This is a genomic window from Sphingosinicella sp. LHD-64 (genome assembly GCF_031157375.1).
In the GTDB taxonomy this organism is placed as follows: domain Bacteria; phylum Pseudomonadota; class Alphaproteobacteria; order Sphingomonadales; family Sphingomonadaceae; genus Allosphingosinicella.
Window position 1 is genome coordinate 64,896 of the sequence record NZ_JAVIFV010000005.1, and the last position, 21,140, is coordinate 86,035.

Genomic DNA, 21,140 nt, shown 5'->3' on the forward strand with positions numbered 1-21,140 from the left:
GACGGCGTTGCGACTCTCTCAATTCGCTCATCCTGAGTAGGGACTGAGCGAAGTCGAAGGCCCGTATCGAAGGACCTGTCGGAGACTCCCTGCGCCCTTCGATACGCCGCCTCGACAAGCTCGGCGGCTACTCAGGATGAGCGGATGAAGTGGCTCGAAGGGTGTCAGCGGCCGCCGACGCCGAATTCGAGGAACAGGCCGATGCCGCCGGAGAACTGGTCGCGCGAGCCGAAGGCGCGCACGATCGGGGAATCGGCGGCGTCGCCGACCAGGCGGTCGTACCCGGCATAGGCATAGAGACCGAGGCCCTGGTTCAGCATGTGTGTGATACCGGCTGTCGCGCCGACCGCATAGACGCCGCTGCCGAGACGATAGACCGGAAGCCCGGTCGCCGCTGCCACCCCGTCGTCGACCCCGAAATAGGCGCGGTGGTAGCGGCCGTTGGCGATGCGGGCACGCGGGCCGATCGAGAAGATCGTGCGGTCGCCGCTGCGCATCACGAAATCGGCGCTGACGTCGCCGACCCAGCCGTCATGGCCGCCGATCCCGCGCCGGCCCTCGACGCGGAGGCGGAAATTGTCGGTCACATAGGCCTGGGCGAAGGCGCCGGCCTCGACCGTGAAGCCGACATCGCCCACCGCGGCGCCGACATCGTCCTCCTCGCGCTTGTTCTGGAAGCGGATGGCGGGACCGAAATCGAAACGGCTGCTGGGGCCGAGGAAGCCGAAGCCGGCGCCTTCGTCGGGCGCCTCGAACGGGCGCGGCGCGCCTTCGCGCCTCAGGCCCAGGATCGGCATCGGGTTGATGCCGTAGGAATCGGCGCCCGGATATTTGGGATAGATTTGCGGTCCCGCGCCCAGGGTGACGATCCAGCCGCGGCCTTCACTCTCCTGCGCCGCAGCGGGGGTCGCGAAGAACGGCAAGGCCGCGGCGATCACCGCAAGCGCACCAGCATGAAGTCTTCTCTTCATCGTCGCCCCTCTTTGGCTGCGCGCGATCGTTGCGGCGGTTTCATAACCGCGCAACGCAAGGGCCGGTTCCCGAAGTCGTTCGAGGAGGAGCCTATTCGAACTCCAGGATCACTGCGTCGACGGCGAGGCTGTCGCCAGGCGCGGCCTTCACGGACTTGACCGTTCCGGCCTTCTCGGCACGCAGGATGTTCTCCATCTTCATCGCCTCGACGACGGCGAGCGGCTGGCCGGCTTCGACCGCATCGCCCTCCTTGACGTGGAGCGCGGTGAGCAGGCCGGGCATCGGGCAGATCAGGAATTTGGAGAGGTCCGGCGGCACCTTCTCGATCATGTGCTGGGAGAGCTCGGCGACATGGACGGGGAGGATCTCGACCAGGTGGCTCGCGCCATGGCTGGCGAGGCGCCATTTGCGCCCGGCTTTGGCGATCTGGACGATGTGCGGGCGCCCGTCGACCGCGCCCTTGAAGCGCAGCTCGCCCGGCTGCCATCCGCCGAGGATCTCGTGCGGATGATCCTCGCCGGCGCGGTGGACCAGGGTCGCGCCCTCCGCCTGCTCGACCCGCAGCCGATGCTCGGCGCCGGCAATCCGCACGACCCGGTCCACGGGCGCGGCGACGGTTTCCCCGAGTTGGCCGCTGATCGCGGCGGCGCGGGCGTCGGTCTCGTGGGCGATCAGCGCCGCGATAGCCGCAAGATCGGCAAGCAGCTGGTCATTGGCCGGCGCGCCGTGGAAGCCTTCGGGATATTCCTCGGCGATGAAGCCGGTGGTGATGTTGCCGTCGCGGAAGCGGGAATGCTGCATCAGCGCGGAGAGGAAATCGATATTGTGGCCGATGCCGTCGATGCGGAAGGCGTCGAGCGCGCGGATCTGCCGGTCGATCGCCGCCTCGCGGGTCGGCGCCCAGGTGACGAGCTTGGCGATCATCGGATCGTAGAACATCGAGACCTCGCCGCCCTCGGCGACGCCGTCGTCGACGCGGGTGCGCAGATCCTCGTTGCGCCCTTCCGCCGGCGGGCGGTAGCGGACCAGCCGCCCGGTCGAGGGCAGGAAGCCGCGATAGGGGTCCTCGGCATAGACGCGGTTCTCGATCGCCCAGCCATGGATCTTCACGTCGTCCTGGGTGAAGGCGAGCTTCTCGCCGGCGGCGACGCGGATCATCTGCTCGACGAGGTCGAGCCCGGTGATCTCCTCGGTCACCGGGTGCTCGACCTGGAGCCGGGTGTTCATCTCGAGAAAGTAGAAGCTTTCGCCTGTGGCATCGGCGCCGGAGACGATCAGCTCGACGGTGCCGGCGGAATGATAGCCCACCGCCCGGGCGAGCGCGACCGCCTGCTCGCCCATCGCCTTGCGCATGGCGGGCGTGACGAAGGGCGACGGCGCCTCCTCGACCACCTTCTGGTGGCGGCGCTGGATCGAGCATTCGCGCTCGTTCAGATAGACGATGTTGCCGTGCTGGTCGCCCAGCACCTGGATCTCGATGTGGCGCGGGTCCTCGACGAACTTCTCGATGAAGACGCGATCGTCGCCGAAGCTGGCGAGCCCCTCGCGCTTGGTCGCCTCGAAGCCTTCGCGCACGTCCTGCTCGGACCAGGCGAGGCGCATGCCCTTGCCGCCGCCGCCGGCCGAGGCCTTCATCATGACCGGGAAGCCGATGTCCTGCGCGATCTTCACCGCCTCGTCGGTGTCGGCGATCTCGCCGAGATAGCCGGGGACGACGTTGACCCCGGCCTCCTTGGCCAGCTTCTTCGATTCGATCTTGTCGCCCATCGCCGCGATGGCGCCCGGCGGCGGACCGATGAAGGCGATGCCGGCCTCGGCCAGCGCTTTGGCGAAGCTCTCGCGCTCGGAGAGGAAGCCGTAGCCCGGATGCACCGCCTCGGCCCCGGTCGCCTTGCAGGCCGCGATGATGAGATCGGCCTTCAGATAGGATTCGGCGGCAGGCGGCGGGCCGAGCCGCACCGCCTCGTCCGCCATCAGCACGTGCGGCGCGCGGGCGTCGGCATCCGAATAGACGGCGACGGTCTTGATGCCCATCTTGCGCGCCGTCTTGATGACTCGGCAGGCGATCTCGCCCCGGTTCGCGATCAGGATTTTCTTGAACATTCCGCCCCGCTCTATCTTATCGTCATGCCGGACTCGATCCGGCGTCCATCTTCTCTCTCGCGCACGCACCGGAAGAAAAGGTGGGCGCCGGATCAGGTCCGGGGCGGGGCGATTGGGGATGCATCGCTTTAATGCCCAGCTTCGCGAACATCGCGGCGTCCTTGTCGTCGCCGGCATTGGGCGCGGTCAGCAGCTTGTCGCCGGTGAAGATCGAATTGGCGCCGGCGAGGAAGCAGAGCGCCTGCGTCGATTCGCTCATGCTCTCGCGGCCGGCGGAGAGGCGGACCATGCTTTCGGGCATGGTGATGCGCGCCGCGGCGACGGTGCGGACGAACTCGATATCGTCGATCTTGGCCAGCGGCGTATCGGCCAGCATGTCGCCGAGCACCGTGCCTTTCACCGGCACCAGCGCGTTGACCGGCACGCTTTCCGGATGCTGCGGCAGGGTCGCTAGCGCATGGATGAAGCCGACCCGGTCGTCGCGCGTCTCGCCCATGCCGACGATGCCGCCGCAGCACACCGACATGCCGGACGCACGGACGTGGTCGAGCGTTTCGAGGCGGTCCTCGAAGGTGCGGGTCGAGATGACCGCGTTGTAGCGCTCCGGCGAGGTGTCGATATTGTGGTTGTAGTAATCGAGCCCGGCCTCGGCGAGCATGCGCGCCTGTGTCTCGCTCAGCATGCCGAGCGTCATGCAGGTCTCCATCCCCATTGCCCTGACGCCCTTCACCATCTCGACGATGGCGGGCATGTCGCGGTCCTTGGGGTTGCGCCAGGCGGCGCCCATGCAGAAGCGGGTCGAGCCGTGATCGCGCGCCTGGGCGGCGGCCTGGAGCACCGCGCGCACGTCCATCAGCTTGGTCGCCTTGAGGCCGGTCTCGGCATGGACCGACTGGCTGCAATAGCCGCAATCCTCCGGGCAGCCGCCGGTCTTGATCGAGAGCAAGGTAGAAAGCTGCACCTCGTTCGGCGCGTGATGGGCGCGGTGGACGCGCTGGGCTTCGAAGACGAGGTCCATCAGCGGGAGATCGAACAGGTCCGCAATCTCGGCGCGGGTCCAGTCGTTCCTTACCTCTTCGTCGTGCTGAACTTGTTTCAGCATCCATGCCTCCATCCACACCATCGCGCGTGTTCCAAGATGGACCCTGAAACGAGTTCAGGGTGACGACCAGTGTGTGACCTCATTCGGCAGCCTCGTCGATGCCCTCGGGGGGCAGGTTGTGGCCGAGGAGGCGCAGGACCTCGCCGGCGGCGTTGATCAGGTTGGTGCCGGGGCCGAAGATCGCCTGCACCCCGGCGTCGCGCAGGAACTGGTAGTCCTGCGCGGGGATGACGCCGCCGGCGACGACCTTGATGTCGCTGCGGCCGGCATCGCGCAGATGGCCGATCAGCTCGGGGATCAAGGTCTTGTGACCCGCAGCGAGACTGGAGGCGCCGACCACGTCGACATCGGACGCGATCGCCAGCTCGGCGGCTTCCTTCGGCGTCTGGAAGAGCGGTCCGGCGACAACGTCGAAGCCGAGATCGCCGAACACGGAGGAGACCAGATTGGCGCCGCGGTCATGGCCGTCCTGGCCCATCTTGGCGGTCAGCATACGCGGCTTGCGACCCTTCTGCCGCGCCACCGACTGCACGCCGTCGACCAGCCGGTCCCAGCGCGCATCCTCGGCATAGGCGCCGCCATAGATGCCCTTCACCGGCGTGGGATTCGTGCCGTAGCGGCCGAACACGTCCTCCATCGCCCGGCTGATCTCGCCGAGCGTGGCGCGCTGGCGGGCGGCCTCGACCGCGAGGCCGAGGAGATTACCATTGCCCTTTGCGCCCTCGCGCAGCGCGTCGAGCGCGGCCTGGCAGGCGGCTTCGTCGCGCCCCGCCTTCACGCGCTTGATCCGGGCGATCTGCGCCTCGCGGACCGCATGGTTGTCGACGTCGAGGATGTCGATCGCGTCCTCATTGTCCTTGCGGTACTTGTTGACGCCGACGATCACCTGTTCGCCGCGGTCGATCCGCGCGGCGGTGGCGGCGGCGGCGCTCTCGATCATCGCCTTGGGCCAGCCCGCGGCAACTGCTTTTGCCATACCGCCCTCGCGCTCGACCCGCTCGATGATCTCCCAGGCCTTGTCGACCAGCTCCTGCGTCAGCGCCTCGACATAATAGGAGCCGCCAAGCGGATCGACGACGTTGCACATGCCGGTCTCCTCCTGGATGACCAGCTGGGTGTTGCGCGCAATCCGGGCGGAGAAATCGGTGGGGAGCGCGATCGCCTCGTCGAGCGCGTTGGTGTGGAGCGACTGGGTGCCGCCCAGCATCGCCGCCATCGCCTCGATCGTGGTGCGCATGACGTTGTTGTAGGGGTCCTGCTCGGTGAGCGAGACGCCGGATGTCTGGCAGTGGGTGCGCAGCATCTTGCTGCGTTCGTCCTTCGCGCCCAGCTTCGTCATTACCCGGTGCCAGAGCACGCGCGCGGCGCGCAGCTTGGCGATCTCCATGAAGAAGTTCATGCCGATCGCGAAGAAGAAGCTGAGGCGGCCGGCGAACTTGTCGATGTCGAGCCCGCTCGCGACGCCGTATTTCACATATTCCATGCCGTCGGCGATGGTGAAGGCGAGCTCCTGCACCTGCGTCGCCCCCGCCTCCTGCATGTGATAGCCGGAGATCGAGATGGAGTTGAACTTCGGCATGTTGGCCGAGGTGAAGGCGAAGATGTCCGAGATGATCCGCATGCTCGGCTCGGGCGGGTAGATATAGGTGTTGCGGACCATGAACTCCTTCAGGATGTCGTTCTGGATCGTGCCGTCCAGCGCCGCCTGAGGGACGCCCTGCTCCTCGCCGGCGACGATGAAGAAGGCGAGGATCGGGATCACCGCGCCGTTCATCGTCATCGAGACGCTCATCCGGTCGAGCGGGATGCCGTCGAACAGGATCTTCATGTCGTCGATCGTGTCGATCGCCACGCCCGCCTTGCCGACGTCGCCGACGACGCGGGGATGGTCTGAGTCATAGCCCCGGTGCGTGGCGAGATCGAAGGCGACCGAGAGACCCTTCTGCCCGGCGGCGAGGTTGCGGCGGTAGAAGGCGTTGGATTCCTCGGCGGTCGAGAAGCCCGCATATTGGCGGATCGTCCAGGGGCGGCCGGCGTACATGCTGGCGCGCACCCCGCGGGTGAAGGGCGCGAAGCCGGGAAGGCCGGGGTCGATGTCCGCTATGTCCTCCGCCGTGTAGAGCGGTTTGACGGCGATGCCCTCGGGCGTGTGCCAGGTGAGGTCCTTGCCCTTCACCTCCTTGGCGGCGAGGGTGTCCCAGTCGGCAGGGGTGGATTTCTTGTCAGACATACTCGACTTCCCCCTCTCCCCGGCGGGGAGAGGATACGAAGGCTTGGCGGCTGTGCCGCCTAGCCGGAGTTGGTGAGGGGGCTCGGCGCATCCGGAAATGCCGAGCCCCCTCACCCCAATCCTCTCCCCGTCGGGGAGAGGGGGTTCTAGCGCCCCTCACGCGGCGTCTCCATGATCTCGGTCAGCACCCCGCCCATGTCCTTGGGGTGGACGAAGAAGATCGGCGTCCCGTGCGCGCCGATCCGCGGCTCGCCGAGGATACGGGCGCCTTTCCCCTCGAACCACGCCTTGGCTTCGTGGATGTCCGGCACCTCGAAGCAGACATGGTGCTGCCCGCCGAGCGGGTTCTTCTCCAGGAACTTCACGATCGGCGAGTCCGCGCCCAGCGGCTCGATCAGCTCAATCTGGCTGTTCGGCGTGTCGATGAAGCACACCTTCACCCCCTGCGCCGGCAGATCGAACGGCGCCCGGATCACCTCCGCCCCCATCAGGTCGCGATAAGTGGCGATCGATTGCTCGATCGACGGGGTGGCGACCCCGACATGGTTGAGACGGCCGAGTTTCATGGCACCGCCCTCTTTACTACGTCCCATTTTGGTAGCTTGTCGGCGAAGAGAGGGATGTCTTTGTGGCCCCGAGTCCCATTGAGCCAATCCTGAAACTCAGCGTCCTGCCTTGGACGAAATTCAGAGCCTACATCAAAGCTGACGAGGAGAGTTTCGGTCTCGAGCAGTCGATCCATTTCAACCAGCCAAGCCTCGGTTGCCAAACCGAGATGAAGGTTGACGAGCAGACTCCCCGTGTTGCCCAGTACAACTTGATATCCGCCGATCGAAGGATCAAAGCCCGTTTCTCTCGCTAAATCCTCTGCCCGAAGTCGCTCATCAGCTAGGGCACGTTCGCTGGCTCCGGCGCTGTAAACCGTGGCATGCACCCGTTCCGAATCAACGACATAGCCATTCAGGGTTTGGACGTTGTGCGTGCGGAGGATAAAGCTCCAGCCTTCTGGTCGCATGAGCTTGCGTTCCACACTGCACGTTAGATTGAGCATTTGACGACCTCAGAGCGGAATATTGTCATGCTTCTTCCACGGATTCTCGAGTTGCTTGTCCCTGAGCTTCCGTAGTCCCAGCGCGATGCGTCGCCGCGTCGAATGCGGCATGATGACCTCGTCGATGAAGCCTTTGCTCGCCGCCACGAAAGGGTTGGCGAAGCGGGCTTCATATTCGGCGGTGCGTTCGGCGATCTCCTCCGGCGTCTTGCCGCGGAAGATGATCTCCACGGCACCCTTGGCGCCCATCACGGCGATCTCGGCGGTCGGCCAAGCGTAGTTGAGGTCGCCGCGCAAGTGCTTGGAGGCCATGACGTCATAGGCGCCGCCATAGGCCTTGCGGGTGATGACGGTGATCTTCGGCACGGTCGCCTCGGCATAGGCGAAGAGCAGCTTGGCGCCGTTCTTGATGATCCCGTCATGCTCCTGCGCGACGCCGGGGAGGAAGCCGGGCACGTCGACGAAGGTCACGATCGGAATGTCGAACGCGTCGCAGAAGCGCACGAACCGCCCCGCCTTCTTCGACGATTTGATGTCGAGCACCCCGGCCAACACCATCGGCTGGTTGGCGATCACGCCGACAGTGCGGCCTTCGACGCGGCCGAAGCCGGTGATGATATTGGCGGCGTGCGCCGGCTGGATCTCGAAGAAGTCGCCGTCGTCGACGACCTTCCGGATCAGCTCGTGCATGTCATAGGGCCTGGCGGCGCTGTCCGGGATCAGCGTGTCGAGGCTATCTTCCTGCCGGTCCCAGGGATCGCTCGAGGGACGCTCGGGCAGATCGTGGCGGTTCGACAACGGCAGGAAATCGAAGAAATCGCGGGTCGCGAGCAAGGCGTCGATGTCGTTCTCGAACGCCACGTCGGCGACACCCGACCTGGTCGTGTGGGTGACGGCGCCGCCCAGCTCCTCCTGCGTCACCACCTCGTTGGTAACGGTCTTCACCACATCCGGGCCGGTAACGAACATGTAGCTCGAGTCCTTCACCATGAAGATGAAGTCGGTCATCGCCGGCGAGTAGACGGCGCCGCCCGCGCAGGGTCCCATGATCAGGCTGAGCTGCGGGACGACGCCCGAGGCGAGCACGTTGCGCTGGAACACCTCGGCGTAACCGCCGAGCGAGGCGACGCCCTCCTGGATGCGCGCGCCGCCGCTGTCGTTGAGACCGATGACCGGCGCGCCGACCTTCATCGCCATGTCCATGATCTTGCAGATCTTCTGGGCGTGCCGCTCGGAGAGCGAGCCGCCGAACACGGTGAAATCCTGCGCGAAGACGTAGACGAGCCGGCCGTTGATCGTGCCCGAGCCGGTGACGACGCCGTCGCCGGGGAACTTGGTCGCCTCCATGCCGAAGTCGGTGCAATTGTGCTCGACGAACATGTCATATTCTTCGAAGCTGCCCGGATCGAGCAGCACCGAGAGGCGCTCGCGCGCGGTCAGCCGGCCCTTGGCGTGCTGCGCGGCGATGCGCTTCTCGCCGCCGCCGAGCCGCGCCTGCTCGCGGCGTGCTTCCAGCGCTTCCAACGTCGTCGCCATCAGGCCCTCGCAAATATCGGACGTTCCGCCCTTCCAGTGTTGCGCGCGAAGCGCAAATGTGAATTTGTGAAGATGCATATGGGGAGTTTGCAAATATGAGCGCGCCGCGCCGCCTCTTCGCCGGCGCGCGGGCGCGGGCGCTGCGCGGACGGCTTGGCCTCAGCCAGTCCGCCATGGCCGCGCGCGTCGGCCTTTCGGTCTCCTATCTCTCGCAGCTCGAGAGCGACGACCGGCCGATGACCGATGCCGTCCTCGCCGCCTTCTCCCGGGCCTTCCCGAGCGACTGGGCGGAGATCGGCCCGGACGACCATGCTGCGCTCGTCGCCCGCGCGGCGGCGGCGGCGAACGACCCGACCGTGCCCGGCGCGCTGGCCGAGGATGCGCTGCTCCGCGGCGTCGCCCGCCAGCCTCTGCTCGCCGAGCGCCTGGTCGCCGTCCACGACGCCTATCGCCGCAGCCAGGACCAGCTTCGCAGTCTCGACGATGCGCTGGAGCGGGGGACGGGCGGCGGCATGCCGCTGCCCTGGGACGAGGTCCGCGAATGGTTTCACGATGCCGGCAATTATGTCGACGCGATCGACCGCGCCGCCGAGCGGCTTGCCAGAGAGGTCGGCCCTGATGGAATCGGGGCGCGGCTTGCGGAACATGGCGTCGAGCTCGTGATCGCGACCGGCGCGGAGCTGCGCAGCTTCGATCCCGCGACCCGCCGCCTCGCCGTCGATCGCTCGATCCCGCCCGAGAGCCGCCTGTTCCAGATGGCGCACCAGCTGATGCGATTGGAGCTCGCCGATACGATTGCGGGCGTTGCCGGGAATGCAGGCCTGCATTCGCCCGAATCCGTCCAGCTGCTCAGCGTGGGCCTTGCCAATTATGCGGCTGGCGCCTTCCTGATGCCTTATGCCCCGTTCCGCGCTGAGGCCCGTCGCCTGCGCCACGATATCGACGCGCTCCGTCAGGTGTTCGGGGTCAGCTTCGAGCAGGCCTGCCACCGCCTTTCGACGCTCCAGCGGCCCGGCGCCGCCGGCATCCCCTTCTATTTCTGCCGGGTCGACATGGCGGGTAACATCACCAAACGGCACTCGGCGACGCGCCTGCAATTCGCCCGCTTCGGTGGCGCCTGTCCCCTGTGGATGGTGCATGAGGCGGTGGCGATTCCCGACCGCATCCTCGTCCAGCTCGCCGAGACGCCGGACGGGGTGCGCTACGTGTCGATGGCGAAGGGGCTGGTGAAACCTTCGGGGAGCTATGCGCGCCCGAGCCGGCGCTACGCGGTCGCTTTGGGCTGTGAGGCCGCCCACGCCGCCGACTTCATCTATGCCGATCAGCTCGATCTGAGCGGCGCCGGCAGCGCCACGCCGATCGGCGTCTCCTGTCGCATCTGCCCCCGCGAGAATTGCGACCAGCGCGCCTTTCCGCCCGCGGGCCGCGCGCTCAGCGTCGATCCGGACCGGCGCGCAATCGTCCCCTACGGTTTCGCCTGACGCCCGCGGTCAGCGCCCCAGTCGCCGCCAAGGCGCGCCTGCTCGCGGCGCCGTTCGAGTTCTTCGATGGTGGTCTGCATGGTGCGGTGAAAGACCTTACCGCGCCAAAGGTCAAGCGCATGTGGCGCGGCTATTTGTAGAAGCCTTCGCGCAAATTGATGCCGTGTTCGACCCAGGCCTTCATCGCGCACAGCATCTGCGCCCAGCCCTGACAATTGCCATAACTGCCCTGCAGGCCGCGCTCGGTCTGCCGCCAGCCTTCCTCGGCGATGGTCACGAAGGTGCGCTCGTCGCCCTTCGGCTCGAAGGTCATCGTCACCGTCGTCTGATAGCCGGACGGGGCTTCCGCCGGGGCATCGCTCACCCCGTCGGGCGGCGGGCCCTCATAGGCCTCCCATTTCAGCACGATCCTGCGGTCGGGCACGACCTCGATCACCTCGACGGGAAACGCGCCGGGAAAATCGGCGAAATCCCATATCACGGTCACGCCCGGCTCGATCCGGCCCTTGGCACCGCCGGTGGTGAAATAGCGCGACAGCGTGTCCGGATTGGCCACCGCCTCGAACACCTCGTGGACGGGCCGGGCGATGAAGCCGCTGATCTTGAACTTGAGATCCATGGCGATTCTCCTTGATCGCCGCGCTTATATGTTATAAAACTACAACATGTCAATCGAGGCGCGGAACGACCGGATTTTCAAGGCGCTGTCGGCGGCCACGCGGCGCTCGATCCTCGATCTGCTCAAGGACGATCCGCAGACTACCGGCACGCTTTGCGCGTCGTTCCCGGACCTCGACCGCTGCACGGTGATGCAGCATCTGAAGGTGCTGGAAGAGGCGGAACTGGTGATCGCCGAGCGCCGGGGGCGGGAGCGGTGGAATCACCTCAATCCGCTCCCGATCAAGCACATCCACGACCGCTGGATCGGCCCCTATGCGGCCCGCGCGGTCGGCCTGCTCGATCGGCTGAAAAGCGATCTCGAGCGGGCCTAGCGCCCGTCGAAGCTCGGCGGGCGCTTCTGCAGGAATGCGATGACGCCCTGCCTGAAATCCTCGGTTCGCTCAGCGTCGCGCTGGGCGATCCGCTCGGCGCCGAGCGCCTCGGTCAGCGTCCGCCGCTCGGCCTCGCGGGCGCGGCGGCGGAGCAGGCCTGTCATCGGCTTTCGACGCTCCAGCGGCCCGGTGCGGCGGGCATTCCCTTCTATTTCTGCCGGGTCGACATGGCCGGCAACATCACCAAGCGGCACTCGGCGACCCGCCTGCAATTCGCGCGGTTCGGCGGCGCCTGTCCCTTGTGGATGGTGCACGAGGCGGTGGCGATCCCCGACCGCATCCTCGTCCAGCTCGCCGAGACGCCGGATGGAGTGCGCTACGTCTCGATGGCCAAGGGGCTGGTGAAGCCGTCGGGCAGCTACGCCCGCCCCAGCCGCCGCTACGCCGTCGCACTCGGGTGCGAGGCGGTTCATGCGGCGGACTTCGTCTATGCGGACCAGCTCGACCTGAGCGGCGCGGGCAGCGCGACACCGATCGGCGTCTCCTGCCACATCTGTCCGCGCGACAGTTGCGAGCAGCGCGCCTTTCCGCCCGCCGGACGGGCGCTCAGCGTCGATCCCGACCGCCGCGCGGTGGTGCCCTACGGTTTCGCCTGACGGCGCGCGCGCCAGCGGCTCGGCGGCATGCGATAGGCCCGCCGGAACAATTGGTTGAAGTGTGAAATATCGTTGAATCCGACGTCGAGGGCGATCTCGGTGACGGGCGCCGCGCCGTCCTCCAGCCGCTCGGCGGCGGCGCGGAGGCGGAGGCCGATCAGGAACTGGGTCGGGCTGATGCCGACGAGACGTCGGAACTGGCGTAGGAAATGGAAGCGGCTGATCCCGGCCGCGGCAGCGAGGTCGGTCAGCTGGTTCGGCTCGTCGAAACGGCTTTCGAGAAAGCGGACCACGTCGAGGATGCGACGCGCCTCCTGCTCGGACGACCGGCCGACCGACGCCGGCTCCAGGCCGAATGCGTCGACCAGCAGGGCCACGACGACATCCTCCAGTGCCTCGCGGCTGCGTGCGACCTGACGGATCGCCGCCTGCATGGCGAGATTCCGGGGGCCGGGGGCGAAGATCGCCGTGGCGAAGCGCGGCTGCGCGCCGGCCTCCTCCGCGGCCTCTTCCAGAAGGCCGTCCGCGATCGCGACCACCGAACGCCGGTTGCCCTTGTCGTCGAGATGCGCGCAGCCGAAACTTTCGCCCGCATTGCCGAAGATGATCGACCCCGGCGCGACGATCGCCTCGCCGCTCTCGCAGTGATATTTGAACGCCCCGGATTCCACGACGCCGAAGATCGGCCCGTGATAGCGCCGCTCGAACACCGCGCCGGCATAGCCGCGCCGCAGGTCCTCGCCGGCCGCATAGAGCGCGCTGCGCCGCGGCAAAGCCGGGCCGGTCGTCTCAACCAGGAATTCGCCGTCCGTCGCCATGAACCGCTCCCGCGTTCCGGCGCCCACCATGTCTGATTCTACAGCAATATTCCCCAAGCGCGAGTCCCCAAGCGCAGGATATCCGTCGCAGCGATGTACAATGCGGCGCAGGCGGACGCGCTCTTCTTCGGCGGCGGGGCGACCTGGTTCGGCCTTCCGGGCCTCGCCGCGCTGCTGTTCGCGGCGCTGCCGTCGCCGCTGCGCGCGACACCGAATTACAGCGAAGGCTTGGGCGGGAAGGGCATGGACGCAATGAAACGGTACGACGGCATCATCCTCGCGATCGGAACCCTGGGCTACGGCCTCGTCTGTCTCGCCTTCGGCAATTTCGGCCTGCAATGGCAGCCGGTGCCGGAATGGGTACCGGGCCGGACGCCGCTCGCCTATCTCAACGGCGCGGTGCTCGCCGTGGCAGGCGCGTTGCTGCTCTGGCCCGCCGCTGCCCGCCGGACCGCCGGATTCCTCGCCGGCTACATCCTGCTCTGGGTATTGCTGCTCAAGCTGCCGAAGGTGCTGGCGGCGCCGCTGACGATCCTTCCCTGGCTGGGCTTTGCCGAAATCCTCTCGCTCGCGGCCGGCGCGCTGATGCTGGCGGCGCTGCTCGATCCCACGCCACGGCGGGCATGGCAGCAGGTGGCGCGCTACGGCTACGGCATCTGCCCGATCGTCTTCGGCCTCAGCCATTTCGCCTATCCGGACTTCACCGCCGGCATGGTCCCGGCGTGGATCCCCGCCCCGCTCTTCTGGGCCTGGGCGACCGGGGCGGGCCATTTCGCCGCCGGCCTCGCGATCCTGAGCGGCGTGCTCTCGCGCCTCGCCGCAACCCTGCTCGCCGCGATGATGGGTTGCTTCGTGCTGCTGCTGCACCTGCCCCGCGTCATCGCCGAGCCGGCCAGCCATATCGAATGGACGATGCTCACCGTCGCGACGATGCTGGCCGGCGCCGCGTGGATCATCCGCGCCGGTATCACGCCCCGCGAAAGGTCGGCGGCTGCTTCTGGAGAAATGCAAATACAGCCGACCTGAAATCCTCGGTCCACCCGGCCTCGCGCTGCGCGATCCGCTCGGCCCACAGCGCCTCGCTCAACGGCAGCTGCTCGGCTTCGCGGGCGAGCCGGCGCAGCAGGCCGTAGGCTTTCGTCGGCCCCCGGGCGAGCCGGGCGGCCAACGCACCGGCCTCGTCGAGGAGCGCCTCGTCGTCGACGACGCGGCTGATCATCCCCCAGTCGGCGGCCCGGTCGGCGGGAATGCGCTCGCCCATCATCATCATCTCCATCGCCCGCGCCCGCCCGACGAGGCGGGGCAGCAACCAGGTCGCGCCGGCATCGGGAATGAGCCCGATGTTGATGAAGGCCTGGAGGAAATAGGCCGAGCGGCCGGCGATGACGATGTCGGCGGCCAGCGCAAGGCTGCAGCCGGCGCCGGCGCACGGGCCGTTGACCGCCGCGACGATCGGCAGCGGGCAGGCGAACAGCGCCTCGACCAGCGGATTGAAATGCGCCTCCAGCGCCGCCCCGACATCCTCGGGCAGGCCGCCGTCCGACGCGAGGTCCGCCCCGCTCGAAAAGCCGCGCCCCGCGCCGGTGACGAGCAGCGCGCGTGCGCCCGAATCCGGCAGGCTCTCCACCGCCGCCCGCATCTCGTCGAGCAGCCTGGCGCTCAGCGCATTGAGGGAGTCGGGCCGGTTCAGCGTCAGCGTCGCAACCGCGTTGATATCCTGGTCGAGGCGGATGGTTTCGAAAGCCATGCGCGTTCGTAACGCGGCTATGTGCCGAAGCCTAGCTGCGGCGACAGGCCTTTCCCGTTTTGCCCGCCGCGTCTAGGCGGCGCTTTCGGCGACCGCCGCCTCGAATGCGGCGCGAAGGCGCTCCGATACGCTGGGGCCCGGCCTGGGCGGCACGCCGAGATGGATGGTGCGCAGCTCGTCCATGAAGTCGTCCCAAAGCGCCGGGCCGCCCTCCTCGAGCAGCTGGGCGCGAACCGAGAGCTCGTGGGTCACCGGCAGGTGGCGGCGGCCCCAGGCGCCCATATGGGCGAACAGCGGCACAAGCTGGATCGCCTTCTCGGTGAGGCTGTAGATCGCCTTCTGCTTGTGGGTCGGATCCTCGACCTTCGACAGCAGGCCGGACGCGACCAGCCGCTTCAGCCGGTCGGCGAGGATGTTGGAGGCGATCCGTTCCTCCGATTCGTTCAGCAGCACCCGGAAATGGCGGCGATTGCCGAACATGAGGTCGCGGATGACGATCAGGCTCCAGCGGTCGCCCAGGGTCTCCAGCGTCAGGTTGATCGGGCAGCCGGAACGTTGATCGGTCATAGTTCCCAATATAGGCGCAAAAAAACCGCTTGCAATATGAAATCAGTTGCCCTAGTCACAGCAACTGGTTGCAAATCAAAAGCAGTTCGATCGAGGAGAGAAGAGATGTCCAAGCTTACCGTCAGTGCCTTCACCGTCTCCGTCGATGGCTATGGTGCCGGTCCCGACCAGAGTGTCGAACACCCATTGGGCCGTGGCACAGAGCATCTGCACGACTGGCTGATCCCGACCCGGACCTTCCAGCAGCTCTCCGGCCGGGAGGGCGACACCGGCATCGACGACGGGTTCGCGCAACGCAGCTTCGAGAATGTCGGCGCCTGGATCATGGGCCGCAACATGTTCGGACCCGTCCGCGGGGCATGGCCGGACGAGAGCTGGCGCGGCTGGTGGGGCGAGAACCCGCCCTATCACGTGCCGGTGTTCGTCCTCACCCATCATGCGCGGCCGCCGCTGGAAATGGCGGGCGACACTGTCTTCCATTTCATCACCGGCGGCATCCGCGAGGCGCTGGACCGCGCCCGGGCGGCGGCCCGGGACAAGGACATCCGGATCGGCGGCGGCGCGTCCACGGTCCGCCAGTATCTGGAGGCCGACCTGATCGACGAGATGCATCTCGCCGTGTCGCCGATCCTGCTCGGCCGCGGCGAGCCGCTGTTCGCGGGCATCGACCTTCTCGCGAAAGGTTTTGCCGTGACAGAGCACGTCACCAGCGAACGCGCCATGCATATCGTCCTCACCAAGGGAGCCTAGAACCATGAGCCTCGTCCTCTATGCCCATCCGCTGTCCTCCTATTGCTGGAAGGTGCTGATCGCGCTCCATGAGAACGACACACCCTTCACGCTGCGCCAGCTCGACTTCGACAACGAGGAGGTCGGCCGGGAGTTCGCGGAACTCTGGCCGATCGCGAAGATGCCGATCCTGACCGACCACGGCCGGACGATCGTCGAATCGAGCGTCATCATCGAATATCTCGGCCTGCATCACCGCGGGCCGGCGAACCTGGTGCCGCATCACGCCGATCCGGACGCCGCGCTCAAGGTCCGCGAAATGGACCGGGTGTTCGACAATTACGTCATGATGCCGATGCAGAACATCGTCTTCGATCGCATCCGGCCGGCGGACTCGCGCGACCCGTTCGGGGTCGCCGGTGCGCGGACCCTGCTCGACAAGGCCTATGGCTGGCTGGAGGGCGAGCTTGCGGGCCGCACCTGGGCGGCGGGCGAGGATTTCAGCCTGGCCGACTGTGCCGCGGCGCCGTCGCTTCACTATGCCGAGAAGGTCCATCCGTTCCGCGACCGCTTGCCCGTCCTGGCGGCCTATCTCGACCGGCTTGAGGCGCGGCCGAGCGTCGCAAGGGTGCTGGAGGAAGCCAGGCCCTATGCCCATATGTTTCCGCAGGAACCGGCGGCGTAAGCGTCAGTGATTGTGCCGCGGCGTCTTCGAGGACGTGCCGCGATACTTGAGCGCGAACTCCAGCACGCCGCCTTCGGCGAGCTGGCCGGTCTTCTCGCGATAGAGTTCCTCCCAGGGGGTGGCGCTGTCGGGAACGGGCGGCACGGGCGCAGCCTTGCGGCGCGCGATCTCGGCCTCGGCGACCAGCGCGTCGCAGGTGCCGGCCTCGAGATCGATGCGGACGATGTCGCCGGTGCGCAGCCACGCCAGGCCGCCGCCGGCGGCGCTCTCTGGCGAGGCGTTGAGGATCGAGGGGCTGTCGGACGTGCCGGACTGGCGGCCGTCGCCGATCGTCGGGAGAGAGAGGATGCCGCGCTGGATGAGCGCGTCGGGCGGCTGCATGTTGACCACCTCGGCCGAGCCCGGCCAGCCGAGCACGCCCGAGCCGCGGATGACGAGGATCGAGTTCTCGTCGATGCCGAGCGCGGGATCGTTGATCCGGTGGTGATAGTCGTCCGATCCGTCGAACACGATCGCGCGGCCCTCCAGCACGCCGTCCTTGATGTAGCGGTCGCGAAAGGCATCGGAGATGACGCTGGTCTTCATGATCGCGAAGTCGAACAGATTGCCCTTGAGGACGAGGAAGCCGGCGCGCTCCCTGAGCGGCTGGCCGTAGGGGCGGATCATCTCACGATCGGTCGCTTCGCGCAGGCCTTCCGCCAATGTCCGCCCGGTGACGGTCAGGCAATCGCCGTCGAGCTTGCCGGCCTGGAGCAGTTCCCAGAGCACGGCGGGGACGCCGCCGGCGCGGTGGAAGCGCTCGCCGAGATAGGCGCCGGCGGGCTGCATGTTGACGAGCAGGGGGATGTCGTAGCCGTGCGTCATCCAGTCGCTCTCATGCAGCTCGACGCCGGCATGACGGGCCATGGCGACGATGTGCGGCTGGGCGTTGCTGGAGCCGCCGAGCGCGCTCACCGCGCGGATCGCGTTGAGGAAGCTTGCGCGGGTCAGGATCCCCGACGGCCGCAGGTCCTCATAGGCCATGTCGACGATCCGCCGGCCCGTTTCGTAGGCGATCTGGCCGCGCTCGCGATAGGGCGCGGGAATGGCGGCGCAGCCGGGGAGCGAGAGGCCGAGCGTCTCGGCGACCGCGTTCATCGTCGAGGCGGTGCCCATCGTGTTGCAATGGCCGGGCGAGGGCGCGCTGTCGCAGGCCCGGCTCAAGAATTCCTCCTCGTCGATCTCCCCGGCCGCCAGCTTGCGCCGCGCGCGCCAGATCACCGTCCCGGAGCCGACCAGCTCGCCCTCGTGCCAGCCGTCGAGCATCGGTCCGCCGGAGAGGACGATGGCGGGGATGTCGACGGTCGAGGCGGCCATGATCCCGGCCGGCGTCGTCTTGTCGCAGCCGGTGGTGAGCACCACCGCGTCGATCGGATAGCCGTTCAATATCTCGACGAGGCCGAGATAGGCGAGGTTGCGGTCGAGCGCCGCCGTCGGCCGGCGGCAATTCTCGAAGATCGGATGGACCGGGAATTCGATCGGCACGCCGCCCGCGTCGCGGATGCCGTCGCGCACGCGCCTGGCGAGATCGAGATGGATGCGGTTGCAGGGCGACAGATCGGAGCCGGTCTGGGCGATGCCGACGATCGGCTTGCCCGAGCGCAGCTCGCCCGGCGTCAGGCCGTAGTTCATGAAGCGCTCGAGATAGAGCGCCGCCATGTCGCTGCGGCCCGGCGCGGCGAACCAGTCGCGCGAGCGGAGGGGGCGGGCGGGGGTGCGGCGCATCTTCAGCCCGTCATCTCCTCGAGCTCGCGGCCCTTGGTCTCCTCGATGATCTTCGCGACGAAGACATAGGAGACGACCGCGCTCAGCGCGTAGAAGCTGTAGGTGATCGTGAGGCCGATATTGGCGGCGAGCCAGGGGAAGGTCGCGCTGATCGCGAAGTTCGCCGCCCATTGCGCGAGGCCGCAGACGGCCAGCGCGGAGCCGCGGATCTGGTTCGGGAACATCTCGCCCAGCATCACCCACATGACGGGTCCCCAGCTGACGTTGAAGAAGATGACGTAGAGATTGGCCGCGACCAGCGCGACGATCCCGGTCGACTCCGCAAGCTGGAGATTGCCGGCGGCGTCGAGTGTGCCGTTGGCGAAGGCGTAGACCATCGCGAACAGGGTCACGGCCATGCCGGCCGAGCCGATCATCAGCAGCGGCTTGCGCCCGATCCGGTCGATGACGAGCACGGTGAAGATGCAGGCGGCGATCGAGACGGCGCCGGAGACGACGTTGATCTGCAGCGCCTGGTCCTCGGTGAAGCCGCCGAGCTGCCAGAGCGTCGCGCCGTAATAGAAGATGACGTTGATGCCGACGAGCTGCTGGAAGATGGCGAGGCCGAGACCGGCCCAGACGATCATGCGCAGCTTGCCGGTCGCCGGATTCCTGAGGTCGGAGAGGCGCGGCTGGTGATCGGCGACCAGCGAGGCGCGGATCTCGGCGACCTTGGCGCGCGCCTCGGCCGGGCCGAACAGGCGGGTGAGCACCCGCTCGGCGTCGGCGTCGCGGCCCTTGACAACGAGATAGCGGGGGCTTTCCGGGATGAAGAGCAGGGAGACGAGGAACACCGCGGCCGGAATGGCCTGCATCCAGTACATCCAGCGCCAGGCCGGATAGCCGAGCCAGAACGGTTCGGTCGACGCGCCGGCATGCTGGGCGAGCAGATAGTTGACCACGAATGCGCCGGTGAGGCCGGTGATGATCATGATCTGCTGGATGCTCGAGAGACGGCCGCGGATCGCCGCCGGCGTCACCTCGCTGATATAAGCGGGGGAGAGGACCGACGCCGCGCCGACCGCCATGCCGCCGAGCACGCGGGCGACGACGAACAGCGCGGTCGATCCTGCCGCGCCGGCGACGAGCGCGCTGACAAGGAAGGCGATCGCGGCGAGCAGCATCACGTTGCGCCGCCCGATCACGTCGGCCAGCCGCCCGGCGAGGAAGGCGCCGATCGCGCAGCCGATCAGGAGCGAGGAGACGGTGAGGCCGAGCTGGGCCTCGGTCAGGCCGTAGGCGCTCCTGAGGCCCTCCTGGGTGCCGTTCACCGCGCCGCTGTCGTAGCCGAACATGAAGCCGCCGATCGTCGCCACCGCGACGATCGCGCCGATGAAGGCGATATTGGCCCGGCCCGCGGGACTGTCGTTCATCCTCTCCTCCCTTTCCGCCCGGTTCAGGCCGGTGTCGATCCAGTCATGGTAGCGATAACAATCAGAATGTCAGCCGGAGATTTGCAAGGTCTGTCGAAAAATCGCCGGCATCGCTTCAGGCGCCGGCCGGGGACAGCGCGGTTCCGCGCCCGCGACGGTCGGCAGACGCGGCGACCTTGCGCGGCGCGGCGGCGGATTCCCGGATGACGACCGAATGGTCGAGCACGTGCTCGGCGCCCTCGGGCTCCTCGCCGGCGCGGCGCGCGCGAAGGTCGGCGAGCAGCATGTCGACCGCCGCCGCCGCCATCGGGGCGATCGGCTGCCGCACCGTGGTGAGCTCGGGCCAGACCGTCGTCGCCGGCGCGGTGTCGTCGAAGCCGACGACGCTGAGGTCGCCCGGCACCTCGAGCCCGGCGCGGTGGGCGACGTTGATCACGGCCGCGGCCATGTCGTCGTTGGAGGCGAAGATCGCGGTCGGGCGCGGATCGCGCGCCAGCAGCCGCTGTGCGGCGATCAGGCCGGAGCGATAGGTGAAATAGCCCTGCTCGATCGGCGCCCGGGCCGGATCGAGGCCGGCGTCCTCGAGCGCGGCGAGGAAGCCGTTCTGGCGCTCGCCGCTCGCCGTGTTGTTCGGATGGCCGGCGATGAAGCCGATCGCGCGGTGGCCGAGGGAGACGAGGTAGCGGGTCATCGCCGCGGCCGCCTCGCGGTCGTGGATGCGCACGTTGAGCCCGCCGGGCTGGGGCAGGCCCATCGCCACCGTCACCACCGGCGTGCCGGCGGCCGCCAGCTCGGCATGGACGGGGATCGATTCCGACAAGGGCGGTGGCAGGATCACCCCGTCCACGCCGGAGGCGGCGAAGCGCCGGGTCGCCTCCGCCTGCTCGTCGGCGCGCTCGGATTCGCAGGCTTCGAGGACGATGTGGCAGCCGGCCCGGCGCGCGGCGTCGAGCGCGCCGACCAGGAACTGGCTCAGATAGGCGGCGGAGGGATTGGCGTAGAGCAGGCCGATATGGGTGGCGTCGCCGGCGGCGAGGCTGCGCGCCGCGGTATTGGGCGAATAATTGAGCCGGCTGATCGCCTCGAGCACCGCGGCCCGCGTGGATTCGCGCACGTTGCGCTCGCCGTTGATCACCCGCGAGACGGTCATCGCCGAGACGCCGGCCTCGCGCGCGACGTTCTGAATCGTGACGCTTCCCCGTCCCCGCCGGCTCGGCCTCTTCATCCCGCTCCCTTCGCCATGTCTCGGGCGGACACTATACCCGCACGCGGCTCTTGCAAATCTTCTCCGGTTG

At 67.7% G+C, this 21,140-nt stretch carries 20 protein-coding genes and 1 pseudogene; 6 read left to right on the forward strand and 15 right to left on the reverse strand.

The genetic code is table 11. The annotated features are described in order from the left end of the window. Positions 1–164: 164 nt before the first annotated feature. The 7 genes from RCO27_RS17765 to RCO27_RS17795 form a co-directional block, all read right to left on the reverse strand. Entirely contained in the window at positions 165–971 is an 807-nt protein-coding gene (locus tag RCO27_RS17765; RefSeq protein ID WP_309004054.1) for a MipA/OmpV family protein, read from the reverse strand. A 91-nt stretch (positions 972–1,062) separates the two neighbouring features. Continuing rightward, a complete protein-coding gene (locus RCO27_RS17770; protein WP_309004055.1) occupies positions 1,063–3,075 on the reverse strand; it encodes an acetyl/propionyl/methylcrotonyl-CoA carboxylase subunit alpha in 2,013 nt (670 codons plus the stop codon). 22 nt (positions 3,076–3,097) lie between these two features. Further along, positions 3,098–4,177 carry a biotin synthase BioB gene (gene bioB, locus RCO27_RS17775; protein ID WP_309004056.1) on the reverse strand — a complete coding sequence of 360 codons (1,080 nt, stop codon included), beginning with the start codon at positions 4,175–4,177 and terminating at the stop codon, positions 3,098–3,100. A gap of 79 nt (positions 4,178–4,256) precedes the next feature. Beyond that, complete coding sequence (gene scpA, locus RCO27_RS17780) at positions 4,257–6,407, reverse strand: methylmalonyl-CoA mutase (protein ID WP_309004057.1); 2,151 nt, start codon at positions 6,405–6,407, stop codon at positions 4,257–4,259. A gap of 146 nt (positions 6,408–6,553) precedes the next feature. Next, the gene (gene mce / locus RCO27_RS17785; protein ID WP_309004058.1) at positions 6,554–6,973 is read right to left on the reverse strand and encodes a methylmalonyl-CoA epimerase; all 420 of its coding nucleotides are present in this window, start codon (positions 6,971–6,973) and stop codon (positions 6,554–6,556) included. Continuing rightward, on the reverse strand, positions 6,970–7,437 hold the full coding sequence (locus RCO27_RS17790) for a hypothetical protein (protein WP_309004059.1): 468 nt from the start codon (positions 7,435–7,437) through the stop codon (positions 6,970–6,972). Before RCO27_RS17790 ends, mce begins: the two co-directional genes overlap by 4 nt. A gap of 30 nt (positions 7,438–7,467) precedes the next feature. Continuing rightward, complete coding sequence (locus RCO27_RS17795) at positions 7,468–8,994, reverse strand: acyl-CoA carboxylase subunit beta (protein WP_309004060.1); 1,527 nt, start codon at positions 8,992–8,994, stop codon at positions 7,468–7,470. Positions 8,995–9,089: 95 nt separating this feature from the next. On the opposite strand from RCO27_RS17795, the gene RCO27_RS17800 reads away from it, so the two are divergent. Continuing rightward, positions 9,090–10,475: a short-chain fatty acyl-CoA regulator family protein gene (locus RCO27_RS17800; RefSeq protein ID WP_309004061.1), complete on the forward strand. Its 1,386-nt coding sequence runs from the start codon at positions 9,090–9,092 to the stop codon at positions 10,473–10,475. Positions 10,476–10,605: 130 nt separating this feature from the next. On the opposite strand, the gene RCO27_RS17805 is transcribed toward RCO27_RS17800, so the two are convergent. Then, entirely contained in the window at positions 10,606–11,094 is a 489-nt protein-coding gene (locus RCO27_RS17805; RefSeq protein WP_309004062.1) for an SRPBCC family protein, read from the reverse strand. Between the two features lie 46 nt (positions 11,095–11,140). On the opposite strand from RCO27_RS17805, the gene RCO27_RS17810 reads away from it, so the two are divergent. Further along, positions 11,141–11,467, forward strand: coding sequence for a helix-turn-helix domain-containing protein (locus tag RCO27_RS17810; RefSeq protein WP_309004063.1), 327 nt, complete (start codon positions 11,141–11,143; stop codon positions 11,465–11,467). Here RCO27_RS17810 and RCO27_RS17815 read toward each other — a convergent pair. Beyond that, positions 11,464–11,631, reverse strand: a complete 168-nt coding sequence (locus tag RCO27_RS17815) for a hypothetical protein (RefSeq protein WP_309004109.1) — start codon at positions 11,629–11,631, stop codon at positions 11,464–11,466. The genes RCO27_RS17810 and RCO27_RS17815 overlap by 4 nt on opposite strands. Here RCO27_RS17815 and RCO27_RS17820 point away from each other — a divergent pair. After that, positions 11,605–12,123, forward strand: a pseudogene (locus RCO27_RS17820) (short-chain fatty acyl-CoA regulator family protein); the annotation flags it as partial. The gene RCO27_RS17815 and the pseudogene RCO27_RS17820 overlap by 27 nt on opposite strands. Here RCO27_RS17820 and RCO27_RS17825 read toward each other — a convergent pair. Further along, positions 12,108–12,941, reverse strand: a complete 834-nt coding sequence (locus RCO27_RS17825; RefSeq protein ID WP_309004064.1) for an AraC family transcriptional regulator — start codon at positions 12,939–12,941, stop codon at positions 12,108–12,110. The pseudogene RCO27_RS17820 and the gene RCO27_RS17825 overlap by 16 nt on opposite strands. Before the next feature lie 93 nt (positions 12,942–13,034). On the opposite strand from RCO27_RS17825, the gene RCO27_RS17830 reads away from it, so the two are divergent. After that, positions 13,035–13,967: a DoxX family membrane protein gene (locus RCO27_RS17830; protein ID WP_309004065.1), complete on the forward strand. Its 933-nt coding sequence runs from the start codon at positions 13,035–13,037 to the stop codon at positions 13,965–13,967. Here RCO27_RS17830 and RCO27_RS17835 read toward each other — a convergent pair. Both RCO27_RS17835 and RCO27_RS17840 read right to left on the reverse strand, forming a co-directional pair. Next, complete coding sequence (locus RCO27_RS17835; protein WP_309004066.1) at positions 13,909–14,688, reverse strand: enoyl-CoA hydratase-related protein; 780 nt, start codon at positions 14,686–14,688, stop codon at positions 13,909–13,911. The two genes, RCO27_RS17830 and RCO27_RS17835, sit on opposite strands and share 59 nt — an antisense overlap. A 72-nt stretch (positions 14,689–14,760) precedes the next feature. Beyond that, on the reverse strand, positions 14,761–15,255 hold the full coding sequence (locus tag RCO27_RS17840; protein WP_309004067.1) for a helix-turn-helix domain-containing protein: 495 nt from the start codon (positions 15,253–15,255) through the stop codon (positions 14,761–14,763). Between the two features lie 105 nt (positions 15,256–15,360). Between RCO27_RS17840 and RCO27_RS17845 the strand changes: the two genes are divergently transcribed. Next, on the forward strand, positions 15,361–16,005 hold the full coding sequence (locus RCO27_RS17845; protein WP_309004068.1) for a dihydrofolate reductase family protein: 645 nt from the start codon (positions 15,361–15,363) through the stop codon (positions 16,003–16,005). A 4-nt stretch (positions 16,006–16,009) separates the two neighbouring features. Continuing rightward, positions 16,010–16,669: a glutathione S-transferase family protein gene (locus tag RCO27_RS17850; RefSeq protein WP_309004069.1), complete on the forward strand. Its 660-nt coding sequence runs from the start codon at positions 16,010–16,012 to the stop codon at positions 16,667–16,669. A gap of 3 nt (positions 16,670–16,672) precedes the next feature. Here RCO27_RS17850 and RCO27_RS17855 read toward each other — a convergent pair whose 3' ends face one another. The 3 genes from RCO27_RS17855 to RCO27_RS17865 all read right to left on the reverse strand — a co-directional run bounded on the left by RCO27_RS17855 (position 16,673) and on the right by RCO27_RS17865 (position 21,070). Further along, positions 16,673–18,433, reverse strand: a complete 1,761-nt coding sequence (locus tag RCO27_RS17855; protein WP_309004070.1) for an IlvD/Edd family dehydratase — start codon at positions 18,431–18,433, stop codon at positions 16,673–16,675. Between the two features lie 2 nt (positions 18,434–18,435). Further along, a complete protein-coding gene (locus RCO27_RS17860) occupies positions 18,436–19,845 on the reverse strand; it encodes a sugar porter family MFS transporter (RefSeq protein WP_309004071.1) in 1,410 nt (469 codons plus the stop codon). Between the two features lie 115 nt (positions 19,846–19,960). Then, positions 19,961–21,070: a LacI family DNA-binding transcriptional regulator gene (locus RCO27_RS17865; protein WP_309004072.1), complete on the reverse strand. Its 1,110-nt coding sequence runs from the start codon at positions 21,068–21,070 to the stop codon at positions 19,961–19,963. Between the last annotated feature and the right edge of the window lie 70 nt (positions 21,071–21,140).